This is a genomic window from Paenibacillus sp. FSL W7-1332, from assembly GCF_037969785.1.
Lineage (GTDB): Bacteria > Bacillota > Bacilli > Paenibacillales > Paenibacillaceae > Paenibacillus_AQ.
In genome coordinates, this window is the sequence record NZ_CP150209.1 from 2,030,702 (window position 1) to 2,053,070 (window position 22,369).

Genomic DNA, 22,369 nt, shown 5'->3' on the forward strand with positions numbered 1-22,369 from the left:
GGTACACGGTAAGAACTTAGGGTCTCTAATCGGATTGGAGAGGAGAATGAAATAGGCTGTGCTATCTCCGCCTGCAGCAGCAGCGGATAAGCACAGCCTATTTTTGCTAGATAGAATTGAAGCTAGCGTTGATATGCTCTTGATACAGCGCTTTATGCTTCTTAACGGGCCATCCATCCGCCATCAACACAAAGCACATGTCCGTTCATATAATCCGAAGCGGCGGAAGCGAGGAATACGGCGGGTCCGCCAATATCCTCGGGTTTCCCCCAGCGTCCGGCAGGAATACGTTCCGTAATGGAAGTCCGTCGTTCCTCATCCTGACGGATGGCTGCCGTATTATCGGTTTCGATATAACCGGGAGCAATTCCGTTCACTTGGATGCCGCTGGCTGCCCATTCATTGGCCAAAGCTTTCGTAAGGCCGGCAACACCATGCTTGCTTGCCGTATATCCGGGCACGTTGATTCCGCCTTGGTAGGACAGCATGGAGCAAATGTTAATGATTTTGCCGCTGCCGCGTTCAATCATATGTCTTCCGGCAAGTTGGGACAGCAAAAATACGGTATTCAGATTCAAGTCAATCACGTCAAGCCAATCTTGAGTACCATGATCCTTGGCGGGCGTCCGGCGGATAATGCCGGCATTGTTTACGAGAATGTCCACATGCCCCGTCAGCTCCAGCGCTTGGTCAAAAGTTTGCTGGAGTTTGCTCTGGTCGCTTAGATCGACCTGAATTTCGGAAGCTTTTCTGCCGAGTGAAGTGATGGCTTCTATCGTTTCGGCGCTTGTATTCATGGACACGGCAACGATATCCGCTCCGGCTTCGGCTAGAGCTATCGCTATGCCTTGCCCTAGTCCTCTGGCGGAGCCGGTGACGATTGCGGTTTTGCCTGATAAGTCAAACCTGTTCATGCTCCAGTATCCCCTCTCATATGCTCTCTATTTAGTAATTATGAAGTTAGGCCGGTTTTGAGTTTTGATGCGGCGCTTACAGCATGGTAACGCCGGCACCTTCATATTGTTTGATCGTCTCGGGTGGCAGTCCCGCATCGGTAATGATGCCGTTGATCTCCTGCAGGGATGAAAATGTCCTTAATGCCGTTTGACCAAATTTGTGATGATCGACAACGGCATATACCTCCAGTGAAGTTTCGATTAATGCCCGTTTGAAAGGGATCAAGTCCCCGGTATATATGGACAATCCATGATCAAGATGGACGCCCGTGGCGGATATGAAAGCTTTTTGAATGTTCAGCTGTGATACATACGATACGCCTTCAGGGCCTGCGAGCATATTTCGGACCCGGTAGCCCCCCGGAACGACCAATCGGATATGATTCTTGGTCGCCAATTCGCTGATGATATACACATCGTTCGTAATGACCGTCAGAGGCACATCCTCCAGCCTGCGGGCAATCTCCAGCGTGGTGCTGCCTCCGTCTAAGGCGATGATGTCATCGGTATTGATATGCTTCAGCGCTTTCAGCGCGATTTCGGTCTTTTCAGTCGGATGCTTGGCAAGCGGTTCTTTGGACGGCAGGATGCCGAATTGATCGCTGTGCGCAAGGACAGCTCCGCCATGCACACGAACGATTAGACCCTGTTCCTCCAGCTTGGTCAGATCCTCGCGTATGGTTTTTCCGGTTACTTGAAGCTGCTGGCTTAGGTCGGCGACAGTCACTTCTTTATGGGTTAGAAGGTACTCCATTATTTTTTCATAGCGTCGTAACGGGTTCATATGAATCTCAACTCTTCCGTGGGTTAATGGATAATCCCCTCTATTTTAAATCTTTTATGGACACCGGGTCCATATCATCATAACGTTTATTATCTCCGGCCATGCCCCAGATGAAGGTATAGTTGCTTGTGCCTACCCCGCTGTGGATCGACCAGCTTGGCGAAATCACGGCCTGCTCATTGCGCATGACGATGTGCCGCGTTTCATTGGGTTCACCCATCAGATGGATGACAACCGCTTCTTCCGGTAAATCAAAATAGAGATAAGCCTCCATCCGTCTTGGGTGGGTATGGGCAGGCATCGTGTTCCACATGTTTCCTTCTTTCAGCAGGGTCATACCCATGACAAGCTGGGCGCTCTCAATGCCTTTTTGATGGATGAAACGATAGATCACGCGATCATTGGAATTTTTGATATCGCCCAAAGCGCTGGAATCGGCTTCCTCCAGAGTGGCCTTGGCTGTCGGGAATGTTTGGTGCGCTGGCGCAGAATTCAAATAGAATTTGGCTGGGTTGGATGGATCCGTGCTTTTAAAAATAACCTCTTCCGTGCCCATGCCAACGTACAAGCATTCTTTGTTGTTCAGTTCATGCTCCGCACCGTCCACCAGTACGGTACCATGTCCGCCAATATTGATAATGCCAAGCTCACGGCGTTCCAGGAAAGAGGAAACACCCAGCTCTTTAAGGTCGGTTTCCAATTTGACTTGTTCTTGAACGGGAGCGGCGCCACCGATAATCATACGATCTTCGTGCGTCAGGACAAGCTCCAGCTTGTCAGGCGTAAACAGGACGGGGATATGGAATTCCTTGCGGAGTCTTTCTGTGTCATATTGTTTCACTTCATTAGGGTGTGATGCATAACGTCTTTCCATGTTCGTTCATCTCCTCATCATTCTATTATAATGAATTCATAATGTTCATATAAGTACAAATTACTCCATTTATGTTCATATTACAAGAGCTAAATACAAAATGAACCATAATTAACACCTGGTGAACATCGAGCCGACTTCATATATATCTGACTGAACTTGGAGCAGAAAGGGAAGAACTAGCATCAATGGGGATGGGCAGGCTGCCCTGAAATGTTCTTCAGCAAGGCTAGCTATGAAGTGAACAAGGTACGACTAGGAGATTGATAACCCGATGAAAAGAATGATTGTTATTCTAACAGCTGTGCTCGCAGTGGCCGGTTCTCAAAATAACGCTGATGTCCCGTATTATCCTTATCATCAAACTGGGGAACGGGAAGTATGGATGAGGTCGGAGAATGAGCGCGATCAGTCCTGGGTTAATATTGCCCATCGGGGGGCGTCGGGTTATGCCCCGGAAAATACGATGGCTTCTTTTGTTAAAGCATTTGATATGGGAGCGGATATGCTGGAATTGGATGTCCAATTGAGCAAGGATGGACAGGTCGTTGTAATTCATGATTCCACGGTTGAGCGAACCACCGATGGGCAGGGAGAAGTAGGCGATTTAACCTTTGAGGAGCTGCGTATGCTGGATGCAGGTTCATGGTACGATTCGGCGTTTAAAGGAGAAGTCATTCCCGCTTTGGCGGAGGTGCTTGAGCATTTCGCGGGGCGTATCGGGCTGTTGATCGAATTGAAATCTCCCTCCCGGTATCCGGGTATCGAGCAAAGGGTTGCAGACGAGTTGAAAAGGTATATCATCGGCGCTGATGGTGGTGAGAGGTATAAGGACCTGATCATCGTGCAGTCAGCAGATAAGGACTCTCTCCTTCGATTCCGGCAGCTGATGCCCGATATCCCGCTGGGCGTTGTTATCACCAGTGCGGGCGACTTATCCAAGCAGCAGCTGGAAGATATGAAGACCTATGCGGAGTATGTGAATGTATCGATGAGGCTGGTATCCAAAGGGCTGGTTCAAAAGATACATCAATCCGGGCTGAAAACGATGGTATGGACCATTCGGGATATGCTGCAGATTCCTTATGTGCTTCAAATTAACGTGGATGGGATTATTACGGATTACCCGGATCGGGTACCGATTTCAATTTCGAACAGGAAAATGATCAGATAAATGGCGTAACGGTGTTGACAACCTTTTGAGAAATCAAGGGTTGTCTTTTTTAATATGTAAGTAAATATAACATATGAATAAAAATTAAGAGTGAATTGCATGGTTTATCTATCATTAATGTAATATAACATCACTTAAAATGCGAAAAACAAAAAGAATTCTTAGTTATTTTCGAAAAAATAAATAAAATAATGTCATGATTATTGACATAGGAAATATAAGGCAACTATAATGTGGGATAACGAACAGAGAAGTCAGTTTGCAGATAGAATGTTCGGAAACGTAAAAAAGGGAGTTGGGAGCGAATGAAGAAACAAAGCGTGATCGTTAAAGGCTGGGCCTCATTTGTTTTATGTGCAATCTTGATGTCAGGCTGCGTGACGGAAAAGGAAGCCGCTCCAACCGCCGGAGCGGATAACGGGAGTCCGGCGGTAGAAGCCGCTGGCGATTCAATTAAGGTTGGCATTCTTCACTCACTCAGCGGAACGATGGCCATAAGCGAGGTATCCGTTAAGGATGCAGAGATGCTTGCCATCGAAGAAATCAATGCAGCTGGCGGCGTGCTTGGCAAGCAGATCGAACCCGTAATCGAGGACGGTGCCTCGGATTGGCCGACCTTCGCGGAGAAAGCGGGCAAATTGCTGCAGCAGGATAAGGTTGCCGCCGTATTCGGAGGCTGGACCTCTGCCAGCCGGAAAGCCATGCTCCCTGTTTTCGAACAGAACAACGGCCTTTTATTCTATCCGGTCCAATATGAAGGGCTGGAATCCTCACCTAACATTTTTTATACGGGCGCAACAACCAATCAGCAGATCGTACCCTCAGTGTCCTGGCTGCTGGAGAACCGCGGCAAAAAAATGTTCCTCCTCGGCTCCGATTACGTGTTTCCGAGAACGGCCAACAAGATCATCAAGGCACAGTTGACGGCAGAGGGCGGCGAACTGGCTGGGGAGGAATACACGCCGCTGGGTCATACCGATTTCAGCACGATTATAGCCAAGATCAAGGAGGCGAAGCCCGATATCGTCTATAACACGCTGAACGGCGACAGCAATGTGGCCTTCTTCAAGCAGCTGAAGGATGCGGGCATTACCTCCAAGGATATGACCACGCTGTCCGTCAGCGTGGCGGAGGAGGAGATCCGAGGCATCGGCGCAGATATACTGGAGGGTCATCTGGCAGCCTGGAACTATTATCAATCTACCGATACTCCGGAGAACAAGGCTTTTGTCGACAAATACAAAGCAAAATACGGCGCTGACCGCGTGACGGCTGACCCGATCGAAGCGGGATACACGGCGGTGTACTTATGGAAGGCCGCGGTAGAGAAGGCAGGAACAACGGAGGTGGCCAAGGTGAAGGAAGCGGCAAAAGGCATTGAGTTCGCCGCTCCGGAAGGGAAAGTAACCATTGATGGGGAGAATCAGCACATTCATAAAACGGTGCGCATCGGCGAGGTGCAGGCTGACGGACAATTTAAGGAGCTCTGGAATTCGGGAGAACCCGTTAAACCGGATCCCTATCTGAAAACCTATGATTGGGCGAAGGGATTAAGCGGAGAATAAAGCTTCATCTCATGCATGGATGGCCTTCAGGCTATTTCGTGAAAGGAGGTTCACCCGGATGGAAATGACGATCCTGCAAGTGTTTAACGGACTCAGCGTCAGCTCGATCCTATTATTGATTGCTCTTGGCTTAGCGGTGACGTTCGGCTTGATGAATGTCATTAATATGGCCCATGGCGAGCTGATCATGATCGGTGCTTACTCAACGTACGTCACGCAAGGTTTGTTTACCGCGTATATGCCGAAATCCTGGTTCGACACCTATTTCATCGCAGCTTTGCTTGTATCGTTCTTGGTTGCAGCCGCCGTCGGATGGCTGCTTGAAATGGTGCTCATCCGCCATCTGTACGGCAGGCCGCTGGATAGTCTGCTCGCTACATGGGGCGTCGGGATGATGCTCCAGCAAATCGCAAGATTCATCTTCGGCGCGCCGAATGTGGCTGTTACCAGCCCGTCCTGGCTAAACGGCGGGCTGGCGATCACTTCAAGCATCGTCCTTCCATACAAGCGGCTGTTCATCATCGTATTGGTGGCCGTCGTGCTGACAGCCATGTATCTCTATATTTATAGAACGGTCCAAGGCCGAAGAATGCGGGCGGTGATGCAAAATCGAAGCATGGCCGGGTGTCTCGGTATTTCAACCCGACGCGTGGACGGCCTGACGTTTGCGATCGGCTCGGGCATTGCCGGCATTGCCGGCTGCGCGTTAACATTGCTTGGCCCGATCGGTCCTTCGATCGGAACCTACTATATTGTCGATGCTTTCATGGTGGTGGTCCTTGGCGGCGTTGGGAAATTGATCGGCACGGTTGCCGGGGCGCTGGGCATTGGCGTGTTCAATACGCTGTTTGAGACCTACACTTCGGCATCCATCGGCAAAGTGCTGGTATTCGCCTGCATCGTGGCATTCCTGCAGTGGAAGCCACGCGGGCTCGTTGCACTACGAACACGCAGCCTGGATTAGAGAGGAGGGGATGGTATGGTGCTGAAATGGTTGACAGGAAACCCCGGCAGCCGATCGAAACGGATGATGTGGAGCGTGGTACTGCTCCTGATGTGTATGGCACCTTTGTTCACGACCCCTTTTCGCCTCGGTTTGTTAACGAAATTTCTGGCTTTGGCGATCCTGGCGGTCGGGCTTGATCTGATCTGGGGCTATGGCGGCATTTTAAGCCTTGGGCACGGCGTGTTCTTTGGATTAGGCGCTTATGCCATGGCCATGTATTTGAAGCTGGACGCCAGCGGCGCTTCCCTGCCTGATTTCATGGGATGGAGTGGGGTGACGGCGCTCCCATGGTTCTGGGAGCCGTTCCGATCGTTCCCCGCGGCCTTGCTACTCGGGATGCTGCTTCCGGCCCTGCTTGCGTTGATACTTGGATTCTTTACGTTTCGCAACCGGATCGTCGGCGTATATTTTACGATTCTGACGCAGGCTCTGGTTATGATTGTGGTTACGCTGTTTGTAGGCAAGCAGGAGTGGACAGGGGGAACGAACGGGCTTACGGGATACAATTCCATTTTGGGTTTTAATCTGAATGCGCCGTCAACGAAAATCGGGTTGTATTTTATTACGCTTGCCGCTTTGGTAGGAGCCTATATTCTGTGCCGAAGAATTGTGAACAGCAGGGTGGGCCAGGTACTGGAAGCCTCAAGAGATGGGGAGAACCGGGTGCGGTTTCTGGGTTTTGACCCTTCCCGTTACAAGACCTTTGCCTTTGCCGTATCGGGCGGTCTGGCAGGGCTTGCAGGCATGCTGTTTGTCCTTCAGGTCGGCATTATTTCGCCGTCAATGATGGGCATCGTTCCATCCATTGAAATGGTGCTCTGGGTCGCTCTCGGCGGCAGGGGAACGCTGATCGGCGCTATTATTGGCGCCGTGCTGCTGAACGCAGCCAAGACCGGGATCAGCGAGGCTTATCCGGAAGGATGGCTGCTTGTATTGGGTGCATTATTTGTCATCGTTGTTGTGTTGATGCCAAAAGGATTGACCGGATTGTGGAGCAAGGTGGTTTCGTCATTATCTCGAAGAGGAGGGACTGTGCATGCAGCCGTACGCGAAGAGAGTTGATTTGCCGCTAGCTGTCCATGGAGAAGTCAGGGATATCGGTATTTCCACCATCGTGTTGTCCGCGGAGAACATTACGGTCACTTTTGGCGGGTTTGTGGCGGTAAACGGCATGAATCTGGCACTGCGTCAGCATGAGCTGCATTTTCTGATCGGCCCGAACGGCGCGGGAAAAACCACGATGCTGGACGTGATCTGCGGGAAAACAAAGCCTGCCGCAGGAAAGGTGCTGCTGGGGGACGGACTGGAAATCACCAGAAAGCGGGAGTATGAAATCGCCCGTCTCGGCGTGGGGCGAAAATTTCAAGCGCCGTCGGTATTTCCTAACCTGAGCGTCAAAGAAAACCTGGAGCTGACAGTCGATCCCGATCGAAGCGTGTTCCGTGCGCTGAAGGCCAGGAGAAATCGATGCACCACGTTCGAAATGAAGAAGGTTCTGGAGTTGATCGGGCTGCCCGATCGGATACACGTTCGGGCAGGCTCTCTGTCGCATGGAGAGAAGCAATGGCTGGAGATCGGCATGCTGCTGCTTCAGAAGCCGCGGCTTCTGCTGCTCGATGAGCCGGTAGCGGGGATGACGGACGAGGAGACGATGAAGACCGGTGCGCTCCTCCAGCGTATCGCCAAGGAATGCTCCGTCGTTGTCGTTGAGCATGACATGGAGTTTGTCCGCTCTTTTGCCGCTAAGGTTACCGTGATGCATGAAGGGAAACTGCTGAAGGAAGGCTCCATGCAGGAGATTCAACGCGATCCGCTGGTAGCCGAAGTTTATCTGGGAAAAAGGAGGGAGGCGAATGCTCAAGCTGCAGGGCATTGAATCGGGCTACGGGGAGAGCCCCGTCCTCCGCGGCGTATCCATGGTTGTCGACCCGGCGAAGGTCGTGTGTCTGGTAGGGCGCAACGGCGTCGGCAAAACCACGCTCATGCGGACCCTGATCGGGCAGCTGAAAATCCGGCAGGGACGGATGACTCTTGGCGAGCAGGAGGTTACCGGCTGGGATTCCGTAAAAAGAGCGAGAGGCGGCATCGGGTATGTTCCGCAAGGGCGCGAGATTTTTCCCCAGCTTACCGTGAAGGAAAATCTGCTGCTCGGACTTGAGCCAATCGTGCCGAGGAGGAAGGCATTCCCGGAGGATGTGTTAGCCCTGTTCCCAGTGCTGCCCCAAATGTACCACCGTCAAGGCGGTGATTTAAGCGGTGGTCAGCAGCAGCAGCTAGCCTTTGCGAGGGCGCTCGCTTCCAGACCCAAGGTGCTGCTGCTCGACGAGCCGACCGAGGGAATCCAGCCTTCCATCGTGGAGGAAATTCAAGACGTGATCCGGGGGATCAAAGCCAAAGGGGAAACGTCGGTCATTCTGGTGGAGCAGAGCATCGAGTTTGTCCGGAGCGTAGCCGACTATATCTATGTCATGGATAAAGGCACAATTGTTGCCGAAGGGGTACAGGATGCTATCGATATGGAGCAGTTCGAGCATTATTTGACGGTCTAAGGAAGAGTACTCATTCGAGTTCATTGGCGTTTTGGAGATAAATTATCATCATCATTTGAATAAATAGAAGGTTGTCTCTGTAAGGGTTCGTTTTTTCCACCTGCAGGGGCAGCTCTTTTTTTTATTTAGATCTTGCTATTTTTGAGATGCGGGGTTAGAATGTGAGTGATTCAACTTGTACGTACATTTATAAGTAGATCGATAATTATTGTATATAGGTATGTACAAATTAGTGAGCAAGCATTCATACAGGAGGCGTTATTATTATGAAATTGAAACCGCATTCTTTTTGGTTCGTCACCGGAAGCCAGCACTTGTATGGTCCCGAAACGCTGGAGCAGGTAGCTGAGCATTCCCGCATCGTGGCAACGGAGTTTGATAAAGATCCTGTATTTTCCTACCCCATTGTGTTCAAGCCGATCGTAACGACACCCGATGAAATATACAACCTGATTCTTGAGGCTAACAACGATGAGTCCTGCGCAGGGATTATGACCTGGATGCATACCTTCTCCCCGGCCAAAATGTGGATTGCGGGGCTAGCCCAATTGCAGAAGCCGCTTCTTCATTTCCATACCCAATTCAACCGGGATATCCCTTGGGAAACGATTGATATGGACTTTATGAATTTGAACCAATCCGCGCACGGTGATCGCGAGTATGGTCATATCGGTGCCCGTCTCGGCATTGCCCGCAAGGTGGTTGTGGGCCATTGGGAAGACGGGGAGGTTCGTGACAGCATTGCCGGCTGGATGCGGACCGCCGCGGCCTATGCCGAGAGCCGCAGGCTGAAGGTGGCCCGCTTCGGCGATAATATGCGCCAGGTGGCAGTAACCGAAGGAGATAAAGTAGAAGCGCAAATCAAGCTTGGCTGGTCCGTGAACGGTTATGGCATCGGCGATCTTGTGCAGTCCATGAATGAAGTCGGCGATGATGAGGTAAAAGCCCTCTTGAATGAATATGCCGACTTGTATTCGATAACCAAGGAAGGGCTTAGCGATGGCCCTGTACGCGATTCCATTGCGTACCAAGCCCGGATCGAGATTGCGCTTCGTCGTTTCCTCGAGGAAGGCGGCTTTGGCGCATTCACGACGACCTTTGAGGATCTGCATGGAATGAAGCAGCTTCCGGGACTCGCCGTACAGCGTCTGATGGAGTCGGGTTACGGCTTCGGCGGGGAAGGGGATTGGAAAACAGCTGCCTTGACCCGTGTATTGAAGGTGCTTGCCGGCAATAAAAGCACTTCCTTCATGGAGGACTACACCTATCACTTCGAGCCGGGGAATCATATGATTCTTGGATCGCACATGCTGGAGGTATGTCCGACCATCGCATTGGATAAACCGACGCTTGAGGTTCATCCGCTCGGAATCGGGGGCAAGGGAGATCCGGCACGTCTCGTGTTTAACGGCCAGGACGGCCCGGCTGTGAATGCTTCCCTGGTTGATCTCGGACACCGTTTCAGACTGCTGGTGAATGTGGTGGATGGCGTCAAGGTTGAACAGCCGATGCCGAAGCTGCCGGTTGCCCGTGTGCTGTGGAAACCGCAGCCATCCCTTCGCGAGTCTGCGGAAGCGTGGATTTTGGCTGGCGGAGCGCACCATACCGTTCTATCTTATGCCATGACGGCAGAGCATTTGAGCGATTGGGCGGAGATGGTCGGCATTGAAGCGGTCATTATTGATAAGGATACAACGATACCGCGCTTCAAGAACGAGCTCCGTTGGAGTGAAGCCGCATACCGTCTGCGGTAACTGGTTCTGTCGGCATTCCCCTGGCCTGTGTTACAATAGCGAGATAACTTAGGATTGCAGGTGATCCTAACATAATGAGTGCGTGAGGCTAGAGGTGAATGATGAATAATAGACGGATACCCAAATATATTGTATTAAAAAACGAACTGCTCTCCTGGTTTGAATCCGGAAGGCTTCAAGCAGGCAAACAGGTTCCTTCGGAGCATGAAATCGCCGACCAGTTCGGCGTAAGCCGCCAGACGGTCCGCCAAACCTTCGGCGAGCTGGAGAAGGAGGGCTGGCTGGAACGGATTCAGGGAAAAGGGACGTTCGCCAGAAATCCCGACCGGCGGGAGAGTGAGCAGGTTAAGACGATCGGCATCATTACAACCTACATCTCGGATTATATCTTCCCGCATATCGTTCGGGGAGCGGAGGCGGAGCTGCGCAGCAAGGGATATCGCCTGCTGCTCTCCAGTACCGATAACAACAAGGTGAAGGAGATGGAGAGTCTTCAGCTCATGACCAGTCAGCCGCTCAGCGGGCTCATTATCGAGCCGACCAAGAGTGCGGAGGGCAACCCGAATTTGACGTATTTCCTGTCCCTGCAGGAGAAGGGAATTCCGTTTTTGATGATCAATGAGAAGTATCGGGAGCTGGAATGTCCTTGTCTGAAGCTTGATGATGAGCTTGGCGGTTACAAGGCCACACGTCATTTGATCGAGAACGGACACCAGGCGATAGCCGGATTCTTCAAGCGGGATGATCTTCAAGGCGTGAACCGGCTGAAAGGCTTCTTACGTGCGCATCGCGAGGCTGGAATTCCCGTTTCACCGGAGCGGGTGGTTACGTATACAACGGAACAGAAGGGAAGTCTTCCGTATGATCAGGCCATCCAGTTGCTGAAGCAGCCGGAGGAGCAGCGACCGACGGGGTTTGTATGTTATAACGACGAGCTGGCTGTATCTTTAGCGGAGGCTGCCGGGCAATGCGGGCTGCATATTCCGCAGGATGTGTCCATGGTCGGCTTCGATGATTCGACGCTTGCCGTTGCTTCCGGCGTGAAGCTGACGACGATGACCCACCCGAAGACAGAGATGGGAATCATGGCGGCCAGACAATTAATTAGTATGATTGAGTTTCATACCGTTATAGAGGATACGGTGTTTCAGCCGGAGCTGGTGGAGAGAGAATCGGTGAAGAAACGGTAGAGATAAGGGAGTGCAAGGTCCGAGTTTCGGACTCTTGTTTGCCAACTTGTACGTACAACTATATTTTTCAAATATAGAGAGGAGCGGTTGTTCATGTTGGAGGATTTAAAGCAGCAGGTGCTGGAGGCGAATCTGGAGCTTCCGAAGCACGGACTCGTTACCTTTACATGGGGAAATGTCAGCGGCATCGACCGTGAACGTGGACTGTTTGTCATTAAGCCAAGCGGTGTGCCTTATGAGGATTTAAAAGCGGCCGACATGGTCGTTCTGGATTTGAAGGGAAATGTCGTTGAAGGGGATATGCGCCCCTCCTCCGATACCCCGACTCATCTGGTCCTATATCAGAACTTTAAAGAGATTGGCGGAATTGTGCATACCCACTCTCCGTGGGGAACGAGTTGGGCTCAAGCCGGACGTGCGCTTCCTGCCTACGGAACGACGCACGCCGACTATTTTTACGGAGAGATTCCGGTTACGCGGCCCATGACCCGCGAAGAAATTGAGGGAGCCTATGAGCTGGAGACGGGCAACGTTATTGTCGAGCGATTCGCGGACCTGGATCCGAACATGGTGCCCGGGGTGCTTGTCCATTCGCATGCGCCATTCGTGTGGGGCAAGGATCCGCATAATGCGGTGCATAACGCGGTAGTGTTAGAGGAATGCGCTAAAATTGCAGCCCGGATGCAGCAAATTAATCCGGAAACCGAACCGATGGATCAGACGCTGCTGGATCGCCATTTTTTGCGGAAGCATGGAGTTAATGCCTATTACGGTCAAAAGTAACTTGTATTCATCATTCATGATTTCATCTGTAGGGGAGGAAATAAGATGGGGAATAAATACACCATTGGTGTTGATTACGGAACACAGTCCGGGCGAGCGGTGTTGGTTAATTTGGCTGACGGGCAGGAAGTAGCGGATCATGTTACGCCTTACCGGCATCATGTCATCGATGAATTTTTGCCAGGTTCCGGTAAGAAGCTGGAGCACGATTGGGCGCTGCAGCATCCGGGGGATTATCTGGAGGTTCTGAAGGTATCCGTGCCTGCCGTTATTCAGCAATCCGGCATTGATCCGGCGGATGTGATCGGCATCGGCATTGATTTTACGGCTTGCACCATGCTGCCCGTTGACGAGCTTGGGGAGCCGCTCTGCTTCCAACCGGAGCTGGCCGACCAGCCGCACAGCTGGGTTAAGCTGTGGAAGCATCATGCCGCCCAGCCTGAAGCAGACAAGATCAACGCGATTGCCGCTGAGCGCGGAGAAGCCTTCTTGCCCCGCTATGGCGGGAAGATTTCTTCCGAATGGATGATTGCCAAGGTATGGCAAATTCTTGATGAGGCACCGGCGATCTATGAACGTGCGGACCGATTCCTGGAAGCGACCGATTGGGTCATTTCCCAAATGACCGGCCAGATTGTCCGCAACAGCTGTACGGCTGGTTACAAAGCGATATGGCATAAACAAGACGGATATCCAAGCAAGGAATATTTTAAGGCGCTGGATCCCCGGCTGGAGGATCTGACCGATACGAAGCTGCGCGGAGAGGTCCGTCCCCTCGGCAGCAGCGCAGGCGGTCTTACTGAGAAGATGGCGGAGATGATGGGCTTAACTCCAGGGATTGCCGTGGCCGTCGGCAACGTTGACGCTCATGCCGCGGTGCCTGCGGTCGGTGTCGTCACACCGGGCAAGCTGGTAATGGCGATGGGCACATCGATCTGCCATATGCTGCTCGGTACCGAAGAGAAGCAGGTTGAAGGGATGTGCGGTGTCGTCGAGGACGGCATCATTCCCGGATTATACGGTTATGAAGCCGGGCAATCGGCAGTAGGCGATATTTTTGAATGGTACGTCGAGGAAGCCCTTCCCGCGTATGTAAAAGAAGCTGCGTCCGAGGAAGGAATCGGCGTGCATCAATGGCTTGAGCGAGAAGCGGCTGCCTATAAGCCGGGTCAAACCGGATTGCTCGCACTGGATTGGTGGAACGGCAACCGTTCCGTGCTGGTGGATACGGATCTGACCGGGCTGATCTTAGGGATGACCCTGTTGACGAAGCCGCAGGAAATCTACCGCGCCTTGCTTGAGGCGACCGCATTCGGTACGCGCAAAATCGTGGACGCTTTTCACGAGAACGGTGTCGCGGTGGACGTCCTGTATGCTTGCGGCGGACTGCCTCAAAAGAACCGTCTCTTGATGCAGATTTATGCGGATGTTACGAATCGCGAAATTATGGTGGCTGATTCCAAACAGACGCCGGCGCTTGGCGCCGCGATGTTCGCTGCAGTCGCTGCGGGCGAGGCGCAGGGCGGGTATGATTCGATTATCGATGCCGCCGAGAAGATGGCACGGGTGAAGGAAGAGACCTTCAAGCCGATTCCGGAGCATGTGGAAGTGTATGAGCAGCTGTATCAGGAATACAGCAAGCTGCATGACTATTTTGGCCGGGGCGAAAACGACGTGATGAAGCGGCTGAAACGAATTAAGCAAACGGCTGAATAGGCCCTGTCAGACTAGAAGCCTGAATAAATACGGCAGGATGGGATGAAGGAGAGGAACGAACGTGACGGATTACTTGAACGATGCAAAAGGTTTAATGAACCGGATTAGGGAGCAGCAGCCGACGTTCCGCGGGCTAGAAACCATGGTGCTTGAGCCCGGCGCTGTGCAAGACGTGCCTTCGTATCTTAAACGGCAGGGCCTCAGTTCACCAATCGTTGTTGCAGATGCGAATACGTATGAAGCGGCGGGTAAAAAGCTGGTGCAGAGCCTGGAAGCCGATGGTCAGAAGCCCCGGCTGTGTCTGATTCAGCCAGATGAGCAAGGCGACGTTGTCGCGGATGAACGCTCCTTGATGCAGCTGTTTATCGATGTGGAGCCTGAAGGGACAGGATGCCTGATCGCTGTGGGGTCCGGGACCATTCATGACATTACGCGCTTTGTGAGTCATCGGAGCGGCAAACCCTTCATCTCGGTGCCTACGGCACCTTCGGTCGACGGCTTTACTTCGGCGGGAGCGCCGATCGTGATCCGGGGAGTCAAGCAAACCTTTGCGGCCACGGCTCCGATCGCGATATTCGCCGATCCGGACATTCTTGTGAAGGCACCGCAGCCGCTGGTAGCGGCAGGCTTTGGCGATATGCTAGGCAAATATACATCGCTGCTGGATTGGAAATTCTCTTCGACCACGGCCGGCGAGCCCTATGATGAACAGGTGGCGGCCATTACGGAGAAGGCGCTTGAGGCTTGCATTCAGCATGTGGAGGCGATTGGCCAGCGCACGGAGGAAGGGATCCGCATTCTGATGACGGCTTTGATCGAGTCGGGTATCGCGATGCTGCTGTTCGGTCAGTCCCACCCTGCCTCCGGGGCGGAACATCATCTGTCGCATTATTGGGAGATGGAGTACTTGCGCCGCGGCAACCGGGCCCTGCTGCATGGTGCCAAAGTGGGGGTGGCCTGCAGCGAAATATCGAGCCTTTATCACGACGCGGCCGATAAGGGCATGTATCCTCATGCCGAGCCTACACACTGGGCGACATATAGAGAGCAGGTTCGGGAGTGGCTGCGTAAGGTCCCTTCGAAGGAGGAGATCGCCGAGCTGCTGCGGCAAGCCGGAGGTCCGTCAACCCTGCAGGAGCTTGGCATTGATGACGAGCTGTTCCGGGAGAGTCTTCAGGAGGCGCACACGCTGCGCGACCGCCATACCATTTTGAGGGCATTGAACGAGGCCAAGGTTGGTTAGAAAAGACGGAGCAGTCCATGGAAGTGGATGAATCATGAACTGTAATCGTTCAATAAAACAGTGAAGTTATCATTCGTGTTCTTAACACAGGCTTATGATGATATCTATGAAAAAGAGGCTCTTTATGATCGAATGATCATGGAGAGCCCCTTTTTGTTGAAATCCTTTGTGTCTCAAAGCATTCAAATAACGAAGTATCTGTATTTCCTCTTAATCTTCCTTCACATCATACAGCACGCGGGCCAACAGGTCCTGGCTGTAGTTGCCGAAATGCTTGCCGTAAATCGTTAAACCGCGTTTATTAACAGATCGCTCGTTAACGGCGATCCTGAAGGTGAGCTCGCTCTTGTAATCAAGCTGAATCTGGTTCAGACCGACATCCGAAATGCGGCATCCATCGATAAAGCTGCCTTCCTTGTTAATCCGGATCAGCTTCAACATGCCGTATTGGTTCAAATGCGGCGGCCACCATTCAGGGTTGAAGGTACCCCGTTTGTCCCCGAAATCTCCCGGACTTGTCCAGCTGCCAATCTCGATCCCGTTAACGTAAAAGAAAATGTCCGACGGATAATTGTCGCAATATCCCGGCGCCTCGGAGCCAAGCTCTAGAGAGAATTGGATCTCGCGGAACGATTGGTTGGACTTCAAATAATTCGGAATCCGGTATTCCAGAAAACCTTCGGTAAGCCAGATGATCTCCGAGTTGATCCGCTCCGGATCGGCGAAATAACGCGGATCGTCAAAATCTCCGATAATGCTGTCCTTGGTCGCAAGCCCGCAGGTCGGGATAGCTTGATAATCGCTGTAATGGCCAACCTGAATCTCCACCTCGTACAAGTTATCAATGTCCTTGCTGCGAAGATCAACCATGAGGGTATCTTTGTTCAGGTAGCAGATTTTCTGAATGCCATGCTTCCCGCCAGTCGTATTGATTTCGATCAGGCCGCTATCTTCCAATTTCTTGATATGCATAGTAATAGCACCATTGCTGAGATTCAGCTTGTTCGCGAGATCGTTCAGGTTCAAGCTTTGGTTCTTGGCCAGCAGTTCCAAAATTTGAATGCGAATTTCCGAGCTGAGCGCTTTAAAGATGTCAAGCCCGCTCATTAAATCTTTAATGTAGATCATCTTATCTCAAACCTTCTTCCGATTAAAGGATTATATAACGATGGTAAATAGGTAAAGTTGTTTATTTCAAATAATTATAAATCAATATGTGCGCTAAATAAAGATGCCATCTGATTCTGCGTGATTTTTATTGGAAAAACAAGAAATTGAGCAGTGGAAACTCATTTTGTTTGAGATTATTATGAAAATAATAACTCGAAATACACGGGAAAATGGTGATTTTGAGCAGGATTAAACGATCTTTTAGGGATAAAAGTAATTCATTTCTAATTTATATAAATCATTTTATATTTCTATATTTACAGCTGATCTCTCATATGATATTTTATACTTGAAAACGAATTCATTCAATATTATTTGAATTGTTTCATAATTATATTAACGGAAGGTGAAGGACTTGGCAGCTGAGAAATTGAAAGCACGTATGATCGTGGATAAGTCGTTTCGGATCGCGCAAGTTGATAACCGTATTTATGGTTCGTTCATTGAACATCTAGGCCGCGCTGTATATGGTGGGATTTACGAACCCGGCCATGAAACCGCGGATGCAGGAGGTTTTCGTAACGACGTAAAGGAACTGATCAAGGAACTGGATGTCCCGATTATAAGATATCCCGGCGGGAATTTTGTATCGGGCTATAACTGGGAAGATGGCGTAGGTCCTGTTGCCGAACGGCCAAAGCGGCTGGAGCTGGCCTGGAGAACGCTGGAGCCGAACGATGTCGGCACGAACGAGTTTATATCCTGGGCCAAGGAAGTGGGTTCGGATGTCATGATGGCCGTGAACCTGGGTACTCGGGGGATCGATGCCGCCAGAAATCTGCTGGAATACACCAACCATCCCGGAGGCACATATTGGAGTGATCTAAGACGCAGTCATGGTTATGAACAGCCGCACAAGATCAAGACCTGGTGTCTTGGCAACGAGATGGATGGACCTTGGCAGATCGGACATAAGACCTCGACGGAATACGGCCGGCTTGCGCTGGAGACGGCAAAAGCCATGCGGCTTGTCGACCCGACCATTGAACTGGTTTCATGCGGAAGCTCGAGCACGGGGATGCCGACATTCCCTGAATGGGAAGCCGTGACGCTGGATCATACGTACGAGGCGGTTGATTACATATCGCTGCATCAATATTACGGTAACCGCGATAACGATACCGCCAACTATCTGGCCCTTTCCCTGGATATGGATCACTTTATTCATACGGTCAAATCCACCTGCGATTACATCAAGGCTAAGAAACGCAGCAAAAAGACAATGTATCTCAGCTTCGACGAGTGGAATGTCTGGTACCATTCCAATGACGCCGACAGGCAGATTGATCCATGGAGCATTGCTCCGCCGCAGCTGGAGGATGTGTATAATTTCGAGGATGCCATTCTTGTCGGCAGCATGCTGATCACCTTCCTGCGCCACGCAGACCGGGTGAAGATGGCTTGCCTGGCACAGCTCGTCAACGTAATCGCGCCGATTATGACCGAGAACGGTGGCCGTTCTTGGAAGCAGACGATCTTTTATCCGTATCTGCATGCTTCCAGATTTGGCCGGGGCGTATCGCTGCTGCCGATCGTTGAGTCACCGAAGTATGATTCCAAGGATTTTACCGATGTTCCGTATTTGGACAGCGCGGTTGTTCATAACGAAGAGGATGAAGAAATTACGATCTTTGCCGTGAATCGTCATCTGGAGGAAGCATTGGAGCTCGAATGTGATGTGCGCAGCTTTGAAGGCTACCGGCTGTTGGAGCATATCGTGATGGAGCATGAGGATCTGAAAGCGGTGAATACCGCATCCGAGGAAAGAGTCAAGCCTCATCACCAGGGTGGAGCTAAGCTTGATAATGGCATGGTTACCGCAAGGCTTGGCAAAGCATCATGGAACGTTATTCGCTTGAAAAAAGCTTAAGGAAATTCACGGGGCAGTTGAATCATGGGCTGCCCCATCTCCCAACTACTCATATCAAATTACACACATTATGAAAGCGCTTTATTTCTGGAGGAGAGCAGAAGTACGATTTTTGAAGTGTAGGTTTGTATGAACGAACATTAAGGGAGGTCCAGTAGGATGATGAAAAAATGGATGGTTGTATTCATGGTGTTATGTTTGACGCTGTTTCTGTGGGGGTGCGGTAAATCGAACAATGCCGGCGGCGAAACCTCGGTTCTGGATGGCGGGGCAGGGGAAAGCGCTACGGAGTTGTCTTATTGGACGTTTGTTGAGCTGCATGGACAGCATTTCGAGAAAATGCTGGGTAAATGGAACGCTGAGAATCCCGAACGCCAAATCAAGCTGAACGTGACGGTCATGCCGTATGACGACATGCATAACAAATTGTCTATTGCGGTTCAATCGGGGACAGGGGCACCCGACATTGCGGATATCGAGCTTGGGAAGTTTCCAGATTTCCTGTCCGGTACGCCGCAGCTGGAACCGCTCAATGACGTGATTGATCCATACCGGGATACCATCGTCAAATCCCGAATTGACTTATACAGCAAGGAAGATGTTAACTACGGCATCCCGACCCATGTTGGCGCATCCGTAGCCTTCTATAATACCGAGATTTTGGAGGAGGCCGGGGTCAACTTTGAGGATATCGTAACTTGGGAGGATTTCAAGCAGGCGGGTATCCAGGTGTATGAAAAAACGGGCAAGTACATGGGAACAGCCGATACAAGCGCAGCCTGGCAAGCTTCCATGCTATTGGCGCAGCAAGGCGCGGATCTGACGGACGATTCCGGCAATCCGATCGTGAACTCGGAAGCGATGGTGAAGGCCATGACGCTGCTCAAGGACTTGCAGGATAACAATGTCATAGCGACCATTGCCGGCGGCCAGCCCGATACCGAGGAAGCCTATGGGGAGTTTAATGCAGGAAATTACGCTACGGCCTTTATGCCGCTGTGGCAAATGTCCAGATACACCAACTACATGTCCGACTTGTCCGGGAAAATAGCCATCGCGCCGATTCCGGTCATTGAAGAAGGAATGCCAAGATCGGTTGGCGGCGGCGGCACCGGCACGGTCGTTACCAAGACCGCAAAAGACGTACAGCTGGCGAAAGACTTTCTGGCATTCGCCAAGCTGTCCCTGGATGCCAATAAAGAGATCTGGAACACGCTTGGATTCGATCCGGTTAATATGGACGTTTGGGACATGAAGGATGTTACGCACAATGCCGAGAATCAGTTCGTGAAATATTTTGTCAATAACCCGTTTGATGTGTTGAATGAGATCCGGGATGAAATCCGGTTAATCAAATCGACCTCCGCATCGCCTACCATCAACAACGTCCTGTGCACCACGACCTTCAACGAGATTTTTGAGGATGGCAAGGACATTACCGAAGCACTGAATGATGCCCAAAAGCAAATTGAACAGGAATTGAAATGACACTCGCTCATACGGTACTAAAACGAAGAGCTGCTCATGGATTCGTCGGTGAGCGGATCTCATTAAAGGAGTAGAATCATGATTAAAAAATTTCTGTACTCGCAAAAGGTTGCTCCTTACGTGTTTGTCCTGCCCTTTATTCTGGTATTCCTCATATTCTGGGTGTTTCCGCTGGGCAGCTCGCTTAGCATGAGCTTTCAGAAGACGCAGCTCGGGCAGGAGGCGGATTGGATCGGCTTGGCTAACTACGGGAAGCTGATGGGGGACGGCGTCTTTCTGAAGGCGGTGACGAACAGCGCGATATACATGATCCTGACGCTCCTTATCCTGATTCCGTTCCCCATGCTGTTTGCTGTGCTGATCAACAATAAGTTTATGTGGGGAAGAGAGTTTTTTAAGTCATCCTTTTTCTTCCCGGCACTGACGTCGGTTGTTGTAGCAGGCACCATTTTTCGGCTGATGTTCGGCGAGATGGAAGGGTCGCTCATTAACAGTATACTGGGGTGGTTCGGGATCGACCCGGTGAAGTTTCTGAAGGGACAGGTTACCGGTTTTATTGCTCTGGTGGCTCTTGCCACATGGCGGTGGACGGGAGTGAATATGCTCTATTTTTTATCTGGGCTCAAAAACATCCCGGGCGAATATTACGAGGCGGCATCCATCGATGGGGCTTCGGCCTTTCAGAAGTTTACCAAAATCACGATGCCTTTGTTGAAGCCGACCACGATTTATGTGTTAACGATCAGCATTTATGCGGGGCTTGCCATGTTTATCGAGAGCATGATGCTCTGGAACGGCAACAACTCCCCGAAAAATATCGGTCTCACGATCGTCGGTTATCTGTACCGTCAAGGCATTGAGAAGAACAATCTGGGTTATGCGGCCGCTGTAGGGATTGTGCTGCTGGCAATCACCATGCTCATTAACCTGACGCAGCTGAAGCTCTCCGGCATGTTCAAGAAGGAGGATTGAGGATGAGAAGAGAAACGCTGGTCAAAATAATCCTCTTCATTTTGTTCTCCATACTGTGCTTTCTAATCCTGGTCCCTTTCTATGCCGTCACCATTGCCTCGTTTAAACCCGGCGAGGATTTGATCCGGTATGGACTGAATCTGAAATTTGATCTGTCGGTGATGAGCCTGGACAATTTCACCTACCTGTTTACGGGCGATCACTCCTACTTCATGTGGTTTTTTAACTCCTTGCTCCTTACGGTGGTGCAGGTTACGTTAACCCTGCTGGTCAGTGCAACCGTTGCCTACGGGTTTGCAGCCTACGATTTCATCGGCAAGAACTTCTTGTTTATCTGCGTGCTTCTGATTATGATGGTTCCTTTTGAAATTCTTCTTCTTCCGCTATACTCCCTGACGTACAACCTGGGCCTAATGAATTCATATTCGGCGATAGTCCTGCCGGGGATCGCGAGCGCGGCCACGATTTTCTTCTTCAGGCAGTATTTAAGAGGGGTTCCAAAAGAAATGATTGCGGCAGGGCGGGTGGACGGCGCGACCGAATACGGAATCTATATGCGGCTGATCCTGCCTGTGATGAAGCCATCCTTCGCTGCTATGGCGATTCTGAACGGCATGAACAGCTGGAACAACTTTCTATGGCCGTTCATGGTGCTCAGCGACGATAGCAAGTATACCCTTCCGATCGGATTGAAGACGCTCTTGACCCCTTACGGGAACAACTATGATTTATTAATTGTCGGCTCCTTTTTCTCGATCATCCCGATCTTTATTTTATTCATGGCCTTCCAGAAGTATTTTATCGACGGAATGACGGCTGGGGCAGTGAAAGGATGATCGCTTGATTGACAGGAAGGACCCGACCTTGCAGGCGGCACCTCAAATCCGTTATGATACAAGGAAACCTGCGTGCTTATGTGTTTGATTTGATGAATGAGGTGAGCGTACCCTTGCATCCTGTAACTCGGGCTCTAATATGGATAGGTGGCGCTCTAATTGTGATCGGGCTGCTGTGGCCTGTCATTGGACGATTTGTCGGCCGGCTGCCAGGTGACATCGTGGTGGATAAACCCCATGTCAAAATTTATTTCCCGATTGTAACCTGCCTCGTCATCAGCGTGGTGGGCTCGTTGATTCTGTTTCTGATCCAGCAGTTTCGTAAATAGCAGGGATATCATAAGAAAAACGTCTTAGGGATGTTTTTCTTGTGATATCAGGAAGGCCTAAGCTTCGGAGTTTATACTCCTGATATCTTAAAAAAAACAGGCTGAAGTGA

20 protein-coding genes are annotated in these 22,369 nt (G+C 51.0%); 16 read left to right on the forward strand and 4 right to left on the reverse strand.

The annotated features are described in order from the left end of the window. Positions 1-161 precede the first annotated feature (161 nt). The 3 genes from kduD to kduI all read right to left on the reverse strand — a co-directional run bounded on the left by kduD (position 162) and on the right by kduI (position 2,614). Complete coding sequence (gene kduD, locus MKX98_RS08815) at positions 162-914, reverse strand: 2-dehydro-3-deoxy-D-gluconate 5-dehydrogenase KduD (protein ID WP_194541544.1); 753 nt, start codon at positions 912-914, stop codon at positions 162-164. Between the two features lie 76 nt (positions 915-990). Beyond that, positions 991-1,740 (reverse strand): DeoR/GlpR family DNA-binding transcription regulator, encoded by a 750-nt coding sequence (locus MKX98_RS08820; RefSeq protein ID WP_194541545.1) that lies wholly within the window; start codon positions 1,738-1,740, stop codon positions 991-993. Positions 1,741-1,780: 40 nt separating this feature from the next. Continuing rightward, positions 1,781-2,614, reverse strand: coding sequence for a 5-dehydro-4-deoxy-D-glucuronate isomerase (gene kduI, locus MKX98_RS08825; protein ID WP_194541546.1), 834 nt, complete (start codon positions 2,612-2,614; stop codon positions 1,781-1,783). Between the two features lie 274 nt (positions 2,615-2,888). On the opposite strand from kduI, the gene MKX98_RS08830 reads away from it, so the two are divergent. The 11 genes from MKX98_RS08830 to MKX98_RS08880 all read left to right on the forward strand — a co-directional run bounded on the left by MKX98_RS08830 (position 2,889) and on the right by MKX98_RS08880 (position 15,594). Then, complete coding sequence (locus tag MKX98_RS08830) at positions 2,889-3,788, forward strand: glycerophosphodiester phosphodiesterase family protein (RefSeq protein ID WP_339222653.1); 900 nt, start codon at positions 2,889-2,891, stop codon at positions 3,786-3,788. 305 nt (positions 3,789-4,093) lie between these two features. Continuing rightward, the gene (gene urtA / locus MKX98_RS08835; protein ID WP_194541548.1) at positions 4,094-5,353 is read left to right on the forward strand and encodes an urea ABC transporter substrate-binding protein; all 1,260 of its coding nucleotides are present in this window, start codon (positions 4,094-4,096) and stop codon (positions 5,351-5,353) included. A gap of 58 nt (positions 5,354-5,411) precedes the next feature. Continuing rightward, on the forward strand, positions 5,412-6,317 hold the full coding sequence (gene urtB / locus MKX98_RS08840) for an urea ABC transporter permease subunit UrtB (RefSeq protein ID WP_220686106.1): 906 nt from the start codon (positions 5,412-5,414) through the stop codon (positions 6,315-6,317). 15 nt (positions 6,318-6,332) lie between these two features. Next, positions 6,333-7,421, forward strand: coding sequence for an urea ABC transporter permease subunit UrtC (gene urtC, locus MKX98_RS08845; protein WP_220686105.1), 1,089 nt, complete (start codon positions 6,333-6,335; stop codon positions 7,419-7,421). Then, a complete protein-coding gene (gene urtD / locus MKX98_RS08850) occupies positions 7,396-8,235 on the forward strand; it encodes an urea ABC transporter ATP-binding protein UrtD (protein WP_339222656.1) in 840 nt (279 codons plus the stop codon). Before urtC ends, urtD begins: the two co-directional genes overlap by 26 nt. Then, positions 8,213-8,908: an urea ABC transporter ATP-binding subunit UrtE gene (gene urtE, locus MKX98_RS08855; RefSeq protein ID WP_194541551.1), complete on the forward strand. Its 696-nt coding sequence runs from the start codon at positions 8,213-8,215 to the stop codon at positions 8,906-8,908. The genes urtD and urtE overlap by 23 nt, the downstream gene beginning before the upstream one ends. Positions 8,909-9,174: 266 nt before the next feature. Further along, the gene (gene araA / locus MKX98_RS08860) at positions 9,175-10,662 is read left to right on the forward strand and encodes an L-arabinose isomerase (RefSeq protein ID WP_194541552.1); all 1,488 of its coding nucleotides are present in this window, start codon (positions 9,175-9,177) and stop codon (positions 10,660-10,662) included. 101 nt (positions 10,663-10,763) lie between these two features. Beyond that, positions 10,764-11,852, forward strand: coding sequence for a GntR family transcriptional regulator (locus MKX98_RS08865; protein ID WP_220686104.1), 1,089 nt, complete (start codon positions 10,764-10,766; stop codon positions 11,850-11,852). Between the two features lie 93 nt (positions 11,853-11,945). Beyond that, the gene (gene araD, locus MKX98_RS08870) at positions 11,946-12,635 is read left to right on the forward strand and encodes an L-ribulose-5-phosphate 4-epimerase (RefSeq protein ID WP_071222819.1); all 690 of its coding nucleotides are present in this window, start codon (positions 11,946-11,948) and stop codon (positions 12,633-12,635) included. A gap of 45 nt (positions 12,636-12,680) precedes the next feature. Beyond that, positions 12,681-14,351 (forward strand): ribulokinase, encoded by a 1,671-nt coding sequence (locus MKX98_RS08875; RefSeq protein WP_194541554.1) that lies wholly within the window; start codon positions 12,681-12,683, stop codon positions 14,349-14,351. Positions 14,352-14,412: 61 nt separating this feature from the next. After that, positions 14,413-15,594 carry a sn-glycerol-1-phosphate dehydrogenase gene (locus MKX98_RS08880; RefSeq protein ID WP_339222659.1) on the forward strand — a complete coding sequence of 394 codons (1,182 nt, stop codon included), beginning with the start codon at positions 14,413-14,415 and terminating at the stop codon, positions 15,592-15,594. A gap of 210 nt (positions 15,595-15,804) precedes the next feature. Here the strand turns inward: MKX98_RS08880 and MKX98_RS08885 are convergent, their stop codons facing one another. Next, positions 15,805-16,722, reverse strand: a complete 918-nt coding sequence (locus tag MKX98_RS08885; RefSeq protein ID WP_194541556.1) for a winged helix-turn-helix transcriptional regulator — start codon at positions 16,720-16,722, stop codon at positions 15,805-15,807. A 424-nt stretch (positions 16,723-17,146) separates the two neighbouring features. On the opposite strand from MKX98_RS08885, the gene MKX98_RS08890 reads away from it, so the two are divergent. The 5 genes from MKX98_RS08890 (at position 17,147) to MKX98_RS08910 (ending at position 22,259) form a co-directional block, all read left to right on the forward strand. Then, positions 17,147-18,634, forward strand: a complete 1,488-nt coding sequence (locus MKX98_RS08890) for an alpha-N-arabinofuranosidase (protein WP_339224366.1) — start codon at positions 17,147-17,149, stop codon at positions 18,632-18,634. A gap of 159 nt (positions 18,635-18,793) precedes the next feature. Then, positions 18,794-20,122, forward strand: a complete 1,329-nt coding sequence (locus MKX98_RS08895) for an extracellular solute-binding protein (RefSeq protein ID WP_194541557.1) — start codon at positions 18,794-18,796, stop codon at positions 20,120-20,122. A gap of 78 nt (positions 20,123-20,200) precedes the next feature. After that, a complete protein-coding gene (locus tag MKX98_RS08900) occupies positions 20,201-21,094 on the forward strand; it encodes a sugar ABC transporter permease (protein ID WP_339222663.1) in 894 nt (297 codons plus the stop codon). A 2-nt stretch (positions 21,095-21,096) separates the two neighbouring features. Then, positions 21,097-21,930 carry a carbohydrate ABC transporter permease gene (locus MKX98_RS08905; RefSeq protein WP_071222826.1) on the forward strand — a complete coding sequence of 278 codons (834 nt, stop codon included), beginning with the start codon at positions 21,097-21,099 and terminating at the stop codon, positions 21,928-21,930. Positions 21,931-22,043: 113 nt separating this feature from the next. After that, the gene (locus MKX98_RS08910; RefSeq protein ID WP_339224367.1) at positions 22,044-22,259 is read left to right on the forward strand and encodes a DUF2905 domain-containing protein; all 216 of its coding nucleotides are present in this window, start codon (positions 22,044-22,046) and stop codon (positions 22,257-22,259) included. The last annotated feature ends 110 nt before the right edge of the window (positions 22,260-22,369 follow it).

Coding starts and splice junctions, on each gene's coding strand:
- MKX98_RS08900 (WP_339222663.1), top strand. CDS start 20,201: ATGATTAAAAAATTTCTGTACTCGCAAAAGGTTGCTCCTTACGTGTTT.
- MKX98_RS08890 (WP_339224366.1), top strand. CDS start 17,147: ATGATCGTGGATAAGTCGTTTCGGATCGCGCAAGTTGATAACCGTATT.
- MKX98_RS08895 (WP_194541557.1), top strand. CDS start 18,794: ATGATGAAAAAATGGATGGTTGTATTCATGGTGTTATGTTTGACGCTG.
- kduI (WP_194541546.1), bottom strand. CDS start 2,614: ATGGAAAGACGTTATGCATCACACCCTAATGAAGTGAAACAATATGAC.
- MKX98_RS08830 (WP_339222653.1), top strand. CDS start 2,889: ATGAAAAGAATGATTGTTATTCTAACAGCTGTGCTCGCAGTGGCCGGT.
- urtD (WP_339222656.1), top strand. CDS start 7,396: ATGCAGCCGTACGCGAAGAGAGTTGATTTGCCGCTAGCTGTCCATGGA.
- urtA (WP_194541548.1), top strand. CDS start 4,094: ATGAAGAAACAAAGCGTGATCGTTAAAGGCTGGGCCTCATTTGTTTTA.
- araD (WP_071222819.1), top strand. CDS start 11,946: ATGTTGGAGGATTTAAAGCAGCAGGTGCTGGAGGCGAATCTGGAGCTT.
- MKX98_RS08885 (WP_194541556.1), bottom strand. CDS start 16,722: ATGATCTACATTAAAGATTTAATGAGCGGGCTTGACATCTTTAAAGCG.
- kduD (WP_194541544.1), bottom strand. CDS start 914: ATGAACAGGTTTGACTTATCAGGCAAAACCGCAATCGTCACCGGCTCC.
- urtB (WP_220686106.1), top strand. CDS start 5,412: ATGGAAATGACGATCCTGCAAGTGTTTAACGGACTCAGCGTCAGCTCG.
- MKX98_RS08905 (WP_071222826.1), top strand. CDS start 21,097: ATGAGAAGAGAAACGCTGGTCAAAATAATCCTCTTCATTTTGTTCTCC.
- MKX98_RS08865 (WP_220686104.1), top strand. CDS start 10,764: ATGAATAATAGACGGATACCCAAATATATTGTATTAAAAAACGAACTG.
- urtC (WP_220686105.1), top strand. CDS start 6,333: ATGGTGCTGAAATGGTTGACAGGAAACCCCGGCAGCCGATCGAAACGG.
- MKX98_RS08820 (WP_194541545.1), bottom strand. CDS start 1,740: ATGAACCCGTTACGACGCTATGAAAAAATAATGGAGTACCTTCTAACC.
- urtE (WP_194541551.1), top strand. CDS start 8,213: ATGCTCAAGCTGCAGGGCATTGAATCGGGCTACGGGGAGAGCCCCGTC.
- MKX98_RS08875 (WP_194541554.1), top strand. CDS start 12,681: ATGGGGAATAAATACACCATTGGTGTTGATTACGGAACACAGTCCGGG.
- araA (WP_194541552.1), top strand. CDS start 9,175: ATGAAATTGAAACCGCATTCTTTTTGGTTCGTCACCGGAAGCCAGCAC.